At 59.4% G+C, this 16,254-nt stretch carries 13 protein-coding genes; 6 read left to right on the top strand and 7 right to left on the bottom strand.

Annotated elements, in window-relative coordinates; all coding sequences use genetic code 11:
- Positions 1–8 precede the first annotated feature (8 nt).
- Positions 9–1,016 (top strand): vitamin B12 ABC transporter permease BtuC, encoded by a 1,008-nt coding sequence (gene btuC, locus ACTG27_RS02905; protein WP_043825636.1) that lies wholly within the window; start codon positions 9–11, stop codon positions 1,014–1,016.
- Positions 1,017–1,081: 65 nt separating this feature from the next.
- Complete coding sequence (locus ACTG27_RS02910; RefSeq protein WP_439980484.1) at positions 1,082–1,879, top strand: ATP-binding cassette domain-containing protein; 798 nt, start codon at positions 1,082–1,084, stop codon at positions 1,877–1,879.
- Between the two features lie 22 nt (positions 1,880–1,901).
- Here the strand turns inward: ACTG27_RS02910 and aac(6') are convergent, their stop codons facing one another.
- Complete coding sequence (aac(6'), locus tag ACTG27_RS02915) at positions 1,902–2,360, bottom strand: aminoglycoside 6'-N-acetyltransferase (protein WP_139464053.1); 459 nt, start codon at positions 2,358–2,360, stop codon at positions 1,902–1,904.
- Between the two features lie 6 nt (positions 2,361–2,366).
- Positions 2,367–3,431 carry a 3-deoxy-7-phosphoheptulonate synthase gene (locus ACTG27_RS02920; RefSeq protein ID WP_213386391.1) on the bottom strand — a complete coding sequence of 355 codons (1,065 nt, stop codon included), beginning with the start codon at positions 3,429–3,431 and terminating at the stop codon, positions 2,367–2,369.
- A gap of 144 nt (positions 3,432–3,575) precedes the next feature.
- On the opposite strand from ACTG27_RS02920, the gene ACTG27_RS02925 reads away from it, so the two are divergent.
- Positions 3,576–3,956, top strand: a complete 381-nt coding sequence (locus ACTG27_RS02925; RefSeq protein WP_005337641.1) for a diacylglycerol kinase — start codon at positions 3,576–3,578, stop codon at positions 3,954–3,956.
- 81 nt (positions 3,957–4,037) lie between these two features.
- Here ACTG27_RS02925 and serA read toward each other — a convergent pair whose 3' ends face one another.
- The 5 genes from serA to ACTG27_RS02950 all read right to left on the bottom strand — a co-directional run bounded on the left by serA (position 4,038) and on the right by ACTG27_RS02950 (position 9,968).
- The gene (serA, locus tag ACTG27_RS02930; protein ID WP_005337639.1) at positions 4,038–5,270 is read right to left on the bottom strand and encodes a phosphoglycerate dehydrogenase; all 1,233 of its coding nucleotides are present in this window, start codon (positions 5,268–5,270) and stop codon (positions 4,038–4,040) included.
- A 320-nt stretch (positions 5,271–5,590) separates the two neighbouring features.
- Positions 5,591–6,244, bottom strand: a complete 654-nt coding sequence (gene rpiA / locus ACTG27_RS02935; RefSeq protein ID WP_005353106.1) for a ribose-5-phosphate isomerase RpiA — start codon at positions 6,242–6,244, stop codon at positions 5,591–5,593.
- Between the two features lie 161 nt (positions 6,245–6,405).
- Positions 6,406–7,002, bottom strand: a complete 597-nt coding sequence (locus tag ACTG27_RS02940) for a 5-formyltetrahydrofolate cyclo-ligase (RefSeq protein WP_005337635.1) — start codon at positions 7,000–7,002, stop codon at positions 6,406–6,408.
- Positions 7,003–7,214: 212 nt separating this feature from the next.
- Positions 7,215–8,549 (bottom strand): Na+/H+ antiporter NhaC family protein, encoded by a 1,335-nt coding sequence (locus ACTG27_RS02945; protein WP_005361588.1) that lies wholly within the window; start codon positions 8,547–8,549, stop codon positions 7,215–7,217.
- Positions 8,550–8,987: 438 nt separating this feature from the next.
- Entirely contained in the window at positions 8,988–9,968 is a 981-nt protein-coding gene (locus ACTG27_RS02950; protein WP_439979061.1) for an alpha/beta hydrolase, read from the bottom strand.
- 273 nt (positions 9,969–10,241) lie between these two features.
- Between ACTG27_RS02950 and dapB the strand changes: the two genes are divergently transcribed.
- From dapB to carB, 3 genes are all read left to right on the top strand, one after another.
- Positions 10,242–11,054 carry a 4-hydroxy-tetrahydrodipicolinate reductase gene (gene dapB, locus ACTG27_RS02955; protein ID WP_005347132.1) on the top strand — a complete coding sequence of 271 codons (813 nt, stop codon included), beginning with the start codon at positions 10,242–10,244 and terminating at the stop codon, positions 11,052–11,054.
- Positions 11,055–11,725: 671 nt separating this feature from the next.
- Positions 11,726–12,862 carry a glutamine-hydrolyzing carbamoyl-phosphate synthase small subunit gene (carA, locus tag ACTG27_RS02960; RefSeq protein ID WP_439979062.1) on the top strand — a complete coding sequence of 379 codons (1,137 nt, stop codon included), beginning with the start codon at positions 11,726–11,728 and terminating at the stop codon, positions 12,860–12,862.
- Between the two features lie 20 nt (positions 12,863–12,882).
- Entirely contained in the window at positions 12,883–16,107 is a 3,225-nt protein-coding gene (gene carB, locus ACTG27_RS02965) for a carbamoyl-phosphate synthase large subunit (RefSeq protein ID WP_439979063.1), read from the top strand.
- Positions 16,108–16,254: the final 147 nt, after the last annotated feature.

Consider the following 16,254-nt stretch of genomic DNA (forward strand, 5'->3'; position numbering starts at 1 on the left):
GATCCTCCTTGTACCTCTCCCTTATCGCCCGCCAGCAGCGCTGGCAGCGGCGCTGGCTCTGTGGCCTGACGCTGCTGACCCTGCTGCTGTTTCTCTTCTCCCTCGTCTGGGGCGAGTTTGTGCTGCTGCCCTGGCAGCCCCTTGGCGATCTCGAACAGCGCATCCTGCTGGAGCTGCGGCTACCCCGTGCCTTGCTGGCCCTCTTGGCCGGCGCAGCCCTTGCCTGTGGCGGGGCCGTGCTGCAGGTGATGCTGCACAACCCGGTGGCCGAACCCGGGTTGCTTGGCGTTTCAAGCGGGGCGGGCCTTGCCGCCATGGTGGCGATGGCGGTGGCCAAGTCCCTCGGCCTCTATCTGCCCGGCTGGGGGCTATCGCTGGCGGCCTTTGGTGGCGCCCTGCTGGTGACCATGCTGCTCATTCGGCTGGCTCGCCGAGCGCGTCTCGGTCATGCTCGCTTGCTGTTGTTTGGCGTCGCCATCGGTATTCTTACCAATGCCGCCATGACCTGGTTGATGTACTTTGCCGACGATGGCTCCTTGCGTGAATTCATGTTCTGGATGATGGGGAGCCTCTCTTACGGCAGCCAGCAGTTCGGCTGGTGGTGGCTGGTGCTGCCGCTCACCCTGGGCTGGCTCTGTTGGCAGGGCAAGGCGCTGCAACAGTTGTTGTTGGGGGAGACCCAGGCCCGCCTGATGGGGATGGATGTCGACAAGATGCGGGTGCGGCTGGTGCTGGCGGTCTGTCTGCTGACCGGTGTGGCGGTGTCGTTGTGTGGTGTCATCGGTTTTGTCGGGTTGGTGGTGCCCCATCTGCTGCGGCTCTGCGGTGGCAGCGATCAGCGCTTTCTGCTGCCTGCCTCGGCGCTTGGCGGCGGGGCCTTGCTGCTGGCGGCCGATCTGGTTGCTCGATCCACCCTGAGCGCGGGGGAGTTGCCTATCGGCGTCATCACCGCCTCGGTGGGGGCGCCGCTCTTTATCTACCTGCTATTGAGGCAAACTGCCGATGGTGCTGCATGAATATCTGCATGATTTGGTCGGGGCGCGCAGTCTCCTTATTTACCCGTTGTTGAGGCAAGATGCCGATGTCACCCGCTGATCCCATGCCGGTTTCTTCTCGTGCTGCTGCGCCGCTGCTGGAGGCGCGCGCACTCGCCATTGCCGGACGGCTCTCTCCCCTGGATATCCGCTGGCATGGCGGCCAGTTGGTGGCGCTGCTTGGCCCCAATGGCAGTGGCAAGTCGACCCTGCTCGGGGCGCTGGCGGGGATTTTACCCGCCGATGGCACAGTGCTGCTGGGGGGGGAAGTGCTTACTGACATGAGTTGGCCCGAGCTTGCCAAACGGCGCGCCATGCTGCCCCAGCGTCAGCCCCAGCTGTTTCATATTCCGGTGTTTCAGGTGTTGAGCCTGGGGCTCGATGAGATGGTTGCACCCGCCAGACAGAATGAGGCGATAAATGCACTGTGCGAGGCATTGGAACTGGAAGCCTTGTTGGCTCGTGACTTCAGCCGGTTGTCGGGGGGCGAGCAGCAGCGGGTGCTGATTGCCCGCACCCTGCTGCAGGTGTGGCCGAGCCTCAATCCGACCGGCAAGGTGCTGCTGCTGGATGAACCGCTGGCGGGGCTCGATCTGCATCATCAGTTGGCGCTGTTGCGGTTGCTGAAAACCCTGGCCGGGCAGGGCTTGCTGGTGGTGCTCGCCATCCACGATATCAATCTGGCCATCGACTGGGCCGACCGCATTCTCTGCCTGCAAGGGGGCGCGGTGGTGCGCGAAGGGGGTGTCGAGCTGGTGGATGAGGCGCTGCTGGCGCAGGTGTTTCAGATCAGCACCGACCGCATCGAAGCGGCAGGGCGGGTGTGGTTTATGCCCAGTTTGTGAGAAACAAGAAAGGCCCTTGGCGTCAGCCGAGGGCCTTTTTGAAGAATACGACTCGCTCCGTTTCGGCAAAGCCGAGTTGTTGGTGCATCTGCTGCGAGTCAAGATTGTCGATGGCGGCATCGGAGGCCAGTTCCCGGCAACCCAGCTCGCGGCCCCACTGCGCCACCTGAGCGATCAAGGCTTGGGCCACCCCACGCTGGCGCGAGGCCGGTTGCACATAGACCCCTTCCAGATACATCACTGGGCTGCTGTTGCAGCCATTCACGTAATCGTGGCGCAGGGCGGCATCGGCAAAGCCTACCGCCTGACTCTGCTCATCCAGTGCCAGAAAGGCGTTGAGATGTGCATTGGCCAACATCTCAACCCCTTCCTGCAGGTGGGCCGAAAGTGCGTGGTGCGGCCACAGCTGCTGGCGCAGGGTTGCCCACTGCGCCAGCAGCGTCTCGTCGAGGGGGACTATCTGCCAGCCGATATTCGTCATCGGGGCTCAGGCTTGCCGCTTGGCAAGGCGTACCAGTGCAGCCTCTGCCAGCATCGCCAGCAGGGTTTCGGTGTCGCTCCATGACAGGCAGGCATCAGTGATGCTCTGGCCAAAGGTGGCGGCGCAGCCGTTCTCCACATCCTGACGCCCTTCCACCAGGAAGCTTTCGGCCATGATGCCGGCGATGCCGGTGCGGCCACGGCGCAGCTGATCGCAGATATCTTGCGCGACCAGCAGCTGACGGCGGTGATCCTTCATGCTGTTGCCGTGGCTGAAATCGACCACCAGACGCTCCGGCAGGCCCACATCGGCCAGCGCTTCACAGGCTTCATCGACACTGGCTGTGTCGTAGTTGGGTCGGTGGCCACCACGCAGGATCACATGACCAAAGGGGTTACCGGCGGTGCGGTAGATGGTCATCTTGCCGTCTTTGTCCGGCGAATAGAAGATGTGGCTGTGACGGGCGGCGCGCACCGCATCGATGGCGATGCGGGTATTGCCGTCGGTGCCGTTCTTGAAGCCAACCGGGCAGGATAGGGCCGAAGCCATCTCGCGGTGTACCTGGGATTCGGTGGTACGAGCACCGATGGCGCCCCAGGTGATGAGGTCGGCAATATACTGGCCGGTCACCATATCGAGGAATTCGGTGGCGGTGGGCATGCCGAGCTCATTGATATCGACCAGCAGCTTGCGTGCCAGTTTCAGCCCTTCGTTGACGTCGAAGCTGCCATCGAGGCGCGGATCGTTGATCAGCCCTTTCCAGCCGACGATGGTGCGCGGCTTCTCGAAGTAGGTGCGCATCACGATGCAGAGGCTCTCTTTATACTGCTCGCGCAGGGCGTTGAGGCGCTGGGCATACTCGCGAGCAGCAGCGGGATCATGGATAGAGCAGGGGCCGACAATGACCAGCAGGCGCTGATCGTCTCCGGCCAGAATGGCTTCCACTTCGCGACGGGCATCCAGCAGATTCTGGGCAATGGTATCGGTGATCGGAAACGCGTGTGCAAGCTCGCTCGGAGTGATCAGTGACTCCAGGCGACGGGTGCGCAATTCATCTGTGTGAATGGACATACAACTCAAGTCTCGAGTGGGTGGTGTCAGCCGCAAGGGGCGAAAAAGCAAAGAGATAAAATAAAGCAAAAGTCCCCTGATTGAAACCTTGGGGGGCTCTGATAGGATGTGAGGCCAAAATCGATTCCAAATGAGGTAGTTAGCGTGGCAAAGCCAGGGGCAACCGGGGTCACCCGCATCATCAACGCAACCGGTTACAGCATGAAGGGGCTCAAGTCAGCCTGGATTAACGAGGCGGCGTTTCGGCAGGAGCTGATGCTGATCCTGTTGCTGATGCCGCTGGCCTTCTGGCTGGGGGATTCTCTCAACCAGATCCTGCTGCTTATCGTCATCAGCTGGCTGGTGGTGATCGTCGAGATCCTCAACTCTGCCATTGAAGCTGTGGTAGACAGGGTTGGCTCCGAGCATCATGAGCTCTCCGGTCGCGCCAAGGATTTGGGCTCTGCCGCCGTCTTTATCGCGTTGGCCCTCAATGCCCTGGTGTGGGGCGCTCTGGTGGGCCGCAACCTGTTGGGGTGGTGGTAAGCCATCACGCTGCTTTGAGGTTCTGCTTCACACAAAAGCCCGTCATCACGACGGGCTTTTTGCTGCGCAGATAAGGGGCTATCAGTGGAGGATGCGGGCACGGATGGTGCCGTTGATCTCCTTGAGCTTGGCGAGCGCCTTCTCGCTGTGCTCGGTCTCCACGTCGATCACCACGTAACCGATATGGCTGCTGGTCTGCAGGTATTGACCGGCGATGTTGATCCCCTCTTCGGCGAAGATCTGGTTGATCTGGTTCATCACGCCCGGCTGGTTGCGGTGAATGTGCAGCAGGCGGCTGGAGCCCTTATGGCCCGGCAGCGACACTTCCGGGAAGTTGACGGCAGAGAGGGTGGAGCCGTTGTCGGAGTATTTGACCAGCTTGTTGGCCACTTCCAGCCCGATGTTCTCCTGCGCTTCATGGGTGGTGCCACCGATGTGCGGAGTCAGGATCACGTTCTCCAGCCCACGCAGCGGGCTTTGGAACTCCTCGTCATTGGACTTGGGCTCGACCGGGAAGACGTCGATGGCGGCGCCGGCGATATGGCCGCTCTTGATGACGTCAGCCAGCGCATCGATATCCACCACGGTACCGCGGGCGGCGTTGATGAAGATGGCGCCCGGTTTCATCATCCGCAGCTGCTCGGCACCGATCATGTTCTTGGTGGAGGCGGTCTCCGGCACGTGCAGGCTGATGACGTCAGACATATTGAGCAGCTCGACCATGCTCGGCACCTGAATGGCGTTGCCCAGCGAGAGCTTGTTCTCGATATCGTAGTAATAAACCTTCATGCCGATGCTCTCGGCGATGATGCCAAGCTGGGTACCGATGTGGCCGTAGCCGATGATGCCGAGCTTCTTGCCGCGGGCTTCCACCGAGCGATTGGCCAGTTTTTCCCACACGCCGCGATGGCACTTGGCGTTTTTCTCGGGGATGCCGCGCAGCAGCAGCAGGATCTCGCCCAGTACCAGCTCGGCGACCGAGCGGGTGTTGGAGAAGGGGGCGTTGAAGACCGGAATACCGCGGATCTGGGCCGCTTCCAGCTCGACCTGGTTGGTACCGATGCAGAAGCAGCCGATGGCGACCAGCTTGTTGGCGGCGTCGAGGACTTTCTCGGTGATCTGGGTGCGGGAGCGCAGCCCGATGAAATGGACGTCGCGGATCTGCTCGATCAGCTCCTCTTCGGAGAGCGAGGTCTTGAGATACTCCACACTGGTGTAACCTGCGGCACGAAAGGTCTCTACGGTGTTGGGGTGAACCCCCTCCAGCAGCAGAACCTTGATTTTATCCTTGTCCAACGAAAACTTGGCAGTCATGACGATCCCTCTGTATGTGCAAATGTAAGTGCAGATTTGGTGTGCGAAGAAAACCGTAAAGTAGCAAAAACGTTTGGGAGAGGGAATATTTGTGACGAAAGTCAAATTCTTTGAAGTTATCAACGAATGTTGTAAACATCCGTATGCAACTTGTTGAGGGATAAATAAAAACGGCGCCATCAGGCGCCGTCATTTATTCACAGTGCAATGTTTGGGTCATATCCCGTCCCGGGACTCAATCAACGCTGCTGCTGCGTCAGGGGTGGCAGAGTGGCGCTGGCGAGCGAGGATGCCGCTGTACTGTGCTACCGGTGTCGGGATTACTGGGTAATCACGCCGTCCGGCGTACCGATCAGGACCACGTCGGCGCCGCGCGCGGCGAACAGGCCGTTGGTGACCACACCAACAATGGCGTTCAGTCGTACTTCCAGCGCCTTGGCGTCGGTAATGGCCATGCCTTTCACATCCAGAATGTGGTTGCCGTTGTCGGTGACCACGCCTTCACGCCACACCGGGTTGCCACCCAGTTTGCGAATTTCGCGGGCCACGTATTCGCGGGCCATCGGGATCACTTCCACCGGCAGCGGGAACTGGCCCAGCACGTCGACTGTCTTGGTGTTGTCGATGATGCAGATGAACTTGTCAGCGACGGCGGCAACGATCTTCTCGCGGGTCAGGGCTGCGCCACCGCCCTTGATCATGTCGCGGGTTGCGTTGATCTCGTCGGCGCCATCCACATAGACGGAGAGGGCATCGATCTCGTTGAGATCATATACGGTGATGCCGAAGCCCTTGAGGCGCTCGGTAGAGGCCACGGAGCTGGATACCGCCCCCTTGATCTCGTCCTTCATGGTCGCCAGCGCGTCGATAAAGTGGTTGACGGTAGAGCCGGTGCCCACCCCGACGATGGTGCCGGGAACCACATACTTGAGCGCAGCCCAACCGGCCGCCTTCTTCATTTCATCTTGAGTCATGATCGTTCCTTAAGAAAAAAGCGGGCGCATTATATCCAACCCGGTACTCCGTCGCGACCTTGTTGCTCACGTTCCGGGGCAAAAAGAGGGACTTTGTAAATCGTTTGCCTGTTTATTCTGCGTTTGCGCGCACCAAGCAGGGGCTGCCTGCCAAAAACAGCTTATTCAAAGCGCCAGCAGTGGCTTGGGGTGATGATCTGGGGCAGCGGCACATCCCACTCCTCTTGCGGGACCGCATCCACCTGCTGGCAGTCGTGGGCAATGCCGAGCGGCTTGGGCCCCAGCTTGTGCTCATGCCAGATGGCGAGAGTGCGATCGTAGTAGCCGCCCCCCATGCCAAGGCGATTGCCCTGGGCATCGAAGGCGACCAGCGGGGTGCAGATAAGATCGAGCGTGCTGTGGGGCACCACCTGCAGGATATCCAGCTCCGGCTCTTCGATGCCGTAGCGGTTGCGTACCATGGGGCTGGTGGCGGTATAGCGCAAAAAGAGCAGGTGACCCGGGGTAAAGGGGTGGAGCACCGGCAGGTAGACCTCTTTGTGCTGGGCCCACAGCCAATGGATGGTGGGCAAGGGATTGATCTCCCCGTCATTGGCCAGATAGAGGGCAATGCGTTTGGCGGCGAGGATCTCGGGGTGTTGCTTGAACTGGGCCAGCAGCTGTTGGGCCGCCGCCTGCTGCTCGGCCGGACTCAGATTTTTGCGGCGTTGACGAACCAGTTGGCGCAGGGATTGACGTTCGGGTTGGGACTCATGCATGGGGAACCTCTGGTATAGCTGCGCATCGATGGCTTGAACGCGCTCTACCTTAGCACATTCACTCTTGACGTTAAGGGGTGACAGGGGACTCTCGCCCCGGACGGCTGATGCCCGGGACGGTGGGATAAATGCTGGCGGATCCGATAGTGAGTCAACAAGTGCCAGGGTGTGGCCCCTGTTGATGGCATGTCGGCGCGCCAGCCTCTGGTCTGTTACTTGTCAGCTTTGCCGCGCATCTGGTGCTTCACGAACACGGCAATCAGCGCCGCTACCGCGAGCGCCATCGGGTAGAAACTCATGCTTACCACCGCCAACGGCGACAGGGCGAAGATGGATCCCAGCAGCAGCGCCTGTGCGCCCCAGGGGATCAGACCCTGTACCACGCAGGAGAAAATATCGAGCATGGAGGCGGCTCGGCGCGGGGTGACACCGTGGTGTTCGGCCAGATCGCGGGCGACCTTGCTCGCAACAATGATGGCGACGGTATTGTTGGCGGTGCAGAGGTTGGTGAGGCTCACCACCCCGGCGATGCCGAGCTCGGCGGCTTTCTCGTTCTGTTCACCATTGTGCTCGCGAGTGAAACGGGCAATCAGGGCGCTGATGCGCTCGCTGATCCATGCCAGTCCACCCTGACGCTCCATCAGGGCGCCGAGGCCGCCGATCAGCATGGAGAGCAGGAAGATCTCCTGCATGCCGGTAAAGCCCTGATAGATATCCTTGCTGAACTGACCGATGGCGTAGCCGTTGATCATGCCCACCACTCCGGCAGCCAGAATGCCGATCCCCAGCACCACAAACACATTCACTCCGGCGAGCGCTAGCCCCAGGATCAGCAGATAAGGCATCACCTTGAACAGTTCGATGGCGCTGCCGTTGGCTGGGGATTCACCTACTGAGCCCAGGGTCAGATAGAGCAGGATCACCGCGATGGCAGCTGGGGCTGCAATCTTGAAGTTCTCGCGGAACTTGTCCTTCATCTCGCACCCCTGACTGCGGGTGGCCGCTATGGTGGTGTCGGAGATGATGGAGAGGTTATCGCCAAACATGGCGCCGGAGAGAATGGTACCTGCCATCAGCACCGGATCGATACCGGCCGCCTGCGCCACGCCCAGCGCCACGGGGGCCACGGCACCTATGGTGCCCATGGAGGTGCCCATGGCGGTAGCAATAAAGGCAGAGATGAGGAACAGCCCGGGCAACAGCGCCCAGCCAGGGATGAGCGACAGGCCCAGCGCTACGGTGGCATCAACGCCGCCGGTGGCCTTGGCCACGCTGGCAAAGGCGCCCGCCAGCAGATAGATAAGGCACATCGCCATGATATTGCTGTGGCCAACCCCCTTGAAGAAGGTCTCCAGATTGCTGTTGAAGCTCTCTTTGCCAAGCAGCAGGGCCAGCATCACCGCAGGCAAGGCAGCAACCGGAGCGGGCAGCTGATAGAAAGCGAACTCGACCCCCTGCAGGGTCAGCCAGGTACCGGTACCGATAAAGAGTGCGAGAAAAACCAGAAGTGGCAGCAAGGCCCTGGCACTGGGTTGAGTCTGGATCATGTGTTCCTCTGAAATTGAACAATGACCTCCTGTCATGAACTGCTTTGTACCTGTATCGGATAGGGATAGGGGGAAAACAGGGCGGGCATCCTGCCGCATTGGGGTGCCCACAGTAGTGAGTCAACCTCGCTTGGTCAAGATAGACGTCCAGATGGATAGGTGTTTTTGTTTGATGATTCTGGTGTTATTGAGATATCCAAAGAATATTCGGAAAAAGAAGTTGGTGTTGTTTATTGTTCATTGCTGTTCTGGCGCAGTCCGCGGGTATCTGGGGGTATCGCGTGCTTTTAATAAGGAAAGAGGTAAACGATAAGGTCTCTGTATGCCATCTTGGGGATTTCTCCCGCTGCCAAACGTCAGCCGCACCTCTCTCTATCTCTACGTGAGCATGGTGCGGATATTTCCAGAACGCGTGGACACAAGACCTGGGCTGTGTGGTTACTGTGTCAGTTTCTCCACCGCCTGAACGGCTGTCGCGAGAGCATCCTGTTCCAGCGTCAGCGGAATGTGGCCAATACCGGGCAGCAGGGTGACAGGCCAGGAGATGCCGAGACGTCTTAACTCAGGTTCAAGTTGATCTGTGTGAAAGGCTTCGTCATTTGCGCCCGCGATCACGGCGCAGGGGCGTTGCACATTGCGTAAATTCTGCTGATAGTCGCGCTCTGGCTGAAAGTTCGAGGCAAGGTTGAAGGAGTAGGAGGGGGTCAGCAGAGATTTCGCCTCATCATTAAGGGCAAAGTTCAGCACGGTCAGATGGTTGAGTGCGGAAATATGGAAACCGTTGAGGATGCTCAGGGCGATGAGGCGAGGCAAGCCGACACGCACCCAGCCACCGCTGTTGGGCCGGTAGTTGGCGGCGGTGGGGCCAAGATAGGGGGAGAGCAGCAGATAGCTCTCGAACAGGGTTTGTCGCGAGCTGCCAGCAACGCGCAGCACAAAGCCACCCCCTGACGAGAAGCCGATGAGTGTTACAGGCTTGCCGGGGGCCACCGACTTGATGAAATCTTCCAGATCGTCTTCAAGCTGACCGATGTAGGCAATGGTGCCTTTGTTGCCCGATGCACCATGGCCGCGAATATCAAGGGCGTAGGCGTCGTATCCCGCTTGCGAAAAGGCGCTTGCCATCTTGTGCATGCTCTGACTGCTGGCAGAAGAACCGTGAACCAGTACCACACTGCCCTTGACCTTGTTGTTCTTCGTATTGCCCTCTGCGCCATAGTGCCGATAGGCCAGCTGCGTGCCGTCACGTGCCGGGTATCTTGAGAGGGGTGGCATGTTGCTCCAGTCACTCCCCTTGAAAGGGTCGTTGATGCTGGCCATCGCCGGTGCCGGGCTCGGCCCGCCAAACAGCAGAGCCGCGGCCAGTATGATCAGGGTCAGTGATATCAACCCCACAGCAAACAGCAATCCTGTGCTCATCCTTGCACCTCGTTTGATATCGACACGGGCGTTGCCCTGATTTTGCTTGTGCTGGCATTTCACTCGTTCGAACCTATCAGATGGCACCCGGTCTGCCAAATGATGGAGTGAGACGATGAAAAACGGCCTGTGACCAAAAGGAAGTTCTTGGCCAGCCAGTGGGCGCTGCCGTTGGCGAGTGCAGCAAGGAGTGGTGGCATCATAGCTTTTCAAACCCGGCGCGGGCTGGTAAAACGGTCTCTTTCCATAATTAAAAGAGATGAGAGGGTGGAGATGGACAATCCGATCCGTGTGGCCGTGATGGGCTGTAATGGTCGTATGGGCAAGGTGCTGCTGGAGGCCATCACCAACACCGATGGCGTAGTGGTCGGGGCTGCACTGGAGCGGCCGGGTTCGGCGGTGATCGGCCTTGATGCCGGTGAGCTCAATGGGCTGGGCCATCTGGGTGTGGCCATCAGCGATAGTCTGGACAAGGTGCGTGACGAGTTTGATCTCATCATCGACTTCACTCGTCCGGAGGTGACCCTGGCCAATCTTGCTTTTGCGCTGGCCCACCACAAGCAGATGGTGATCGGCACCACCGGTTTTGACGATGCAGGCAAGGCCGCCCTGAAAGAGGCGGGCAAGCAGATCGGTATCGTGTTCGCCTCCAACTACTCGGTCGGGGTCAACCTGGTGTTCAAGCTGCTGGAGCAGGCCGCCAAGGTGATGGGGGATTACACCGACATCGAGATCATCGAGGGCCACCATCGCCACAAGGTGGATGCGCCATCCGGTACTGCGCTCTCCATGGGTGAAGTGGTCGCCAAAACGCTGGGCCGGGATCTCAAGGAGTGCGCCGTCTATGGTCGCGAGGGGATCACTGGCGAGCGGGATCGCAACACTATCGGCTTTGCCACCATTCGCGCCGGCGATCTGGTGGGGGAGCATACCGTCATGTTTGCCGATATCGGCGAGCGGGTGGAGATCAGCCACAAGGCCTCCAGCCGCCTGACCTTCGCCAACGGTGCTGTGCGGGCGGGCAAGTGGCTTGGTCAGCAGGGTGCCGGTCTTTATGACATGCAGGATGTGCTCAATCTCAAGTGATGTCTCTGAGCGGCACTTTCGTACTACTGCTACCCCAGTGAAAAACCCCGGCTTGCCGGGGTTTTTGCTGTCAGTTAGCCAGAGTTTGTGTAAAAAGACACGCTTCCTGCAATTTTTAACTGAATGCCTTATAAATCACACTATTGCGTGATCCGCCAGATTTTCCCTTCCTGAATGTCATCACCAGGTAACAGATTTGAGCATCTTTATGGCGGATAAAGCCATTCTTTTACATGGACTGAAAAAGACTAAAAATTCAAATGCAGAAAAACGTTTTCCATTTTTCATATTCACTCTTGTCATCATAAAAGCGTTAAATCTTTCATTAATGTTTTTTGTGTAAAAATAAATGTCATTGTTTTGATTGGTTTTTTTTGTTTGTTTTTGTCGCTATTGCTGGCTTGGTGGCATCTTTTGGTGGTGGTTTTTCCTTTTCTTTCGTGGGAGGGGGTTGCAAAGCGATTAAGTGCATAGATAATGGGTAATGTTGCCTTTTTATTGAATTTAGATGCATTTCATCTGAGAAAAGACGTTGAAATGCCACTTTTTTTAAGTAGAATGCGCCCAATTTGCCAGAAATCTGCCGGGTTCGAGTCCTGTCCAAGACCGGAACCGAGCCCGCAACACCCAGGTAAATTGCTGAATTTAAAGCTAAATAACTGGAGGTTGTCTTGAATCACACTGCATTGCTAGTGCTGGAAGATGGAACTGTGTTCAAAGGCGTGTCGATAGGCGCCGAGGGATGTTCCGTTGGTGAAGTGGTTTTCAATACGTCGATGACGGGCTATCAGGAAATCCTCACCGATCCCTCTTATTCCCGTCAGATCGTCACCCTCACTTACCCCCATATAGGCAACACCGGCACCAACAGCGAAGATGAAGAGTCCAGTCAGATCCATGCTCAGGGATTGATCATCCGGGACCTTCCGATACTTACCTCCAATTTCCGCAATCAGCAATCCCTCTCCGAATACCTCAAGTCTCACAACATCGTTGGCATCGCCGACATCGACACCCGCAAACTGACCCGCATCCTGCGCGAGAAAGGCGCTCAGGCTGGCTGCATTCTGGCCGGGAAACAGGTCGATGAAGCCTATGCCCTCGAACAGGCCCGCGCCTTCCCCGGTCTGAAGGGGATGGATCTGGCCAAAGAGGTGACGGTTGGTGAGGCGTACAACTGGACCGAAGGGAGCTGGCAGCTTGGCAAGGGGCACGTCACCCCGGATGCCGACCAGCTGAAATACCACGTGGTAGCCTATGACTTTGGCGTCAAGCGCAACATCCTGCGGATGCTGGTTGACCGTGGCTGCCGCCTGACCGTGGTGCCTGCCAAGACCCCGGCCGCCGAGGTACTGGCGCTGAACCCGGATGGCATCTTCCTCTCCAACGGCCCCGGCGACCCCGAGCCGTGCGACTACGCCATCGAGGCCATCAAGGCTTTCCTTAATACCAACACGCCGGTATTCGGCATCTGTCTGGGTCACCAGCTGCTGGGTCTGGCCTCCGGTGCCAAGACCGTCAAGATGAAGTTTGGCCACCACGGCGCCAACCATCCGGTGAAGAGCCTCGATGACAACACCGTCATGATCACCGCTCAGAACCACGGCTTTGCGGTAGACGAGAACAGCCTGCCGGATTGCCTGCGCGCCACCCACGTCTCCCTGTTCGATGGTTCCCTGCAAGGTATCCATCGCACCGACCGTCCGGCCTTCAGCTTCCAGGGGCACCCCGAAGCGAGCCCGGGCCCGCACGACTGTGCCGGTCTTTTTGACCACTTTATTGAATTGATTAAGCAGTATCGCGCCTAAGAAATAGAGGAAAGAGTTTCATGCCAAAACGTAATGACCTTCAGAGCATCCTGATCCTCGGCGCCGGCCCCATCGTCATCGGCCAAGCCTGCGAATTTGACTACTCCGGCGCCCAGGCGTGCAAAGCCCTGCGCGAGGAGGGCTACCGCGTCATTCTGGTCAACTCCAACCCGGCCACCATCATGACCGACCCGGAGATGGCTGACGCCACCTACATCGAGCCCATCACCTGGGAAGTGGTGCGCGAAATCATCAAGAAAGAGCGCCCGGACGCCATCCTGCCCACCATGGGCGGCCAGACTGCGCTTAACTGCGCACTGGCGCTGGAGAAGCATGGCGTGCTGGCCGAGTTCGGTGTCGAGATGATCGGTGCCACCGCCGACGCCATCGACAAGGCCGAAGATCGCTCCCGCTTTGACAAGGCGATGCGCAGCATTGGCCTCGAGTGCCCGCGTGCCGGCATCGCCCACAACATGGAAGAGGCGTGGGGCGTGCAGCAGATGGTCGGCTTCCCCTGTATCATCCGTCCCTCCTTTACCATGGGCGGCTCGGGTGGCGGCATCGCCTACAACACCGAAGAGTTCGTCGAGATCTGCGAGCGCGGTCTGGACTTGTCGCCGACCAAAGAGCTGCTCATCGACGAGTCGCTGATCGGCTGGAAAGAGTACGAGATGGAAGTGGTGCGGGATCGCAACGACAACTGCATCATCGTCTGCGCCATCGAAAACTTCGACCCCATGGGTATCCACACCGGTGACTCCATCACGGTCGCGCCAGCCCAGACGCTGACCGACAAGGAGTACCAGCTGATGCGCAACGCCTCCATGGCGGTGCTGCGCGAGATCGGCGTCGAGACCGGCGGCTCCAACGTCCAGTTCGGTATCAACCCGAAAGATGGTCGCATGGTCATCATCGAGATGAACCCGCGGGTGTCGCGCTCCTCCGCGCTGGCCTCCAAGGCGACCGGTTTCCCCATCGCCAAGATCGCCGCCAAGCTCGCCATCGGTTACACCCTAGACGAGCTGATGAACGACATCACCGGCGGCCGTACTCCGGCCTCCTTCGAGCCGGCCATCGACTACGTGGTCACCAAGGTGCCGCGCTTCAACTTCGAAAAATTCGCCGGTGCCAACGACCGTCTGACGACCCAGATGAAGTCGGTCGGCGAAGTGATGGCCATCGGCCGCAACTTCCAGGAGTCCCTGCACAAGGCGCTGCGCAGCCTCGAGACCGGCAAAACCGGCTTCGACCCCATGGTTGACCTCAATGCCCCGGACTCCCTGACCCGCATCCGTCACGAGCTGCAGGACGCCGGTAGTGACCGTATCTTCTACATCGCCGATGCGTTCCGCGCCGGTCTCTCCATGGATGGCATCTTCAAGCTGACCAAGATTGACCCCTGGTTCCTGGTGCAGATTGAAGACTTGGTGAAGCTGGAAGAAGAGGTGAAAGAGCGCGGCATGGCGGGTCTGGATGCCGACTTCCTGCGCGCCCTCAAGCGCAAAGGCTTTGCCGATGCCCGTCTGGCCAAGATCCTCGGCGTGGCCGAAGGGGAAGTGCGCAAACTGCGCGCCCGCCACAACATCTTCCCGGTCTACAAGCGGGTCGATACCTGCGCCGCCGAGTTCGCCACCAACACCGCCTACATGTACTCCAGCTATGACGAGGAGTGCGAAGCGGCCCCGAGCAACCGCGACAAGATCATGATCATCGGCGGCGGCCCGAACCGTATCGGTCAGGGTATCGAGTTCGACTACTGCTGCGTGCACGCGGCGCTGGCCCTGCGCGAAGACGGTTACGAGACCATCATGGTCAACTGCAACCCGGAGACCGTCTCTACCGATTACGACACCTCCGACCGTCTCTACTTCGAGCCAGTGACCCTGGAAGATGTGCTGGAAATCGTGCGCATCGAAAAACCCAAGGGCGTCATCGTTCAGTACGGTGGCCAGACCCCGCTGAAACTGGCCCGAGCACTGGAAGCCAACGGTGTGCCGATCATCGGTACCAGCCCGGATGCCATCGACCGCGCCGAAGACCGCGAGCGCTTCCAGTCTGCCGTCGAGCGCCTCGGCCTCAAGCAGCCGGAAAACGGCACCGTTACCGCGCTGGAGCAGGCCGTGCTGCTGGCCGAGCGCATTACCTACCCGCTGGTGGTTCGCCCCTCCTACGTGCTGGGTGGCCGCGCCATGGAAATCGTCTATGACGAGCAGGATCTGCGTCGCTACTTCGCCGAGGCGGTGAGCGTCTCCAACGAATCGCCGGTACTGCTGGACCGCTTCCTGGACGATGCGACCGAGCTGGACGTGGATGCTATCTGCGACGGCACCGATGTGGTCATCGGCGGCATCATGGAGCACATCGAACAGGCCGGTATCCACTCCGGTGACTCCGGTTGCTCCCTGCCTCCCTATACCTTGTCCAAGAAGATTCAGGACGAGATCCGCGAGCAGGTGCGCAAGCTGGCGCTGGAGCTCGGCGTTATCGGCCTGATGAACGTACAGTTCGCGGTCAAGGGCGATGACATCTACCTCATCGAGGTGAACCCGCGTGCCGCCCGTACCGTGCCGTTCGTCTCCAAGGCGACCGGCGCCCCGCTGGCCAAGATTGCCGCCCGTGTGATGGCCGGTCAGTCGCTGCAACAACAGGGCTTCACCAAAGAGATCATCCCACCCTACTACTCGGTGAAAGAGGTGGTGCTGCCGTTCGCCAAGTTCCCGGGGGTTGACCCGCTGCTCGGGCCAGAGATGCGCTCTACCGGTGAGGTAATGGGGGTGGGCAGCAGCTTTGCCGAGGCCTATGCCAAGGCGCAGCTGGGTGCCAACCACGCCGTACCGAAAGAGGGTCGTGCCCTCTTGTCAGTGCGTCACAGCGACAAGGCGCAGGTGGTCGATTTGGCTGCCAAGCTGCTGGAGCTGGGCTACGAGCTGGATGCCACTCACGGCACCGCGGTCGCACTGGGTGAAGCGAGCATCAACCCGCGTCTGGTCAACAAGGTGCACGAAGGTCGCCCGCACATTCTCGACCGCATCAAGAATGGCGAGTACACCTACATCGTCAACACCGCCGAAGGGCGGGTGGCGATCCAGGACTCCAAGCAGCTGCGTCGCGCCGCCTTGCAGAACAAGGTGGCGTATACCACCACCATGAACGAGGCGTTTGCCACCTGCATGGCCATCAGCGTGGATGCCACCGCCAATGTCAACTCGGTGCAGGAGCTGCACCAGAAGGTGAAAAACCGCTAAGAGTTTGCAGCAGGCATCAGCCCGGCTTGCCAGACGACCAACCCCCGCCAGCGATGGCGGGGGTTTCTTTTTATCAGGCGCTCGCCGTTCGGTTCGGGCCGGGTGAATTCTTGAAGAAGGTCATGTCTTCCGCATCGCAGACAACGG

Source organism: Aeromonas sp. 97A (assembly GCF_051919185.1).
GTDB lineage: Bacteria > Pseudomonadota > Gammaproteobacteria > Enterobacterales > Aeromonadaceae > Aeromonas > Aeromonas veronii.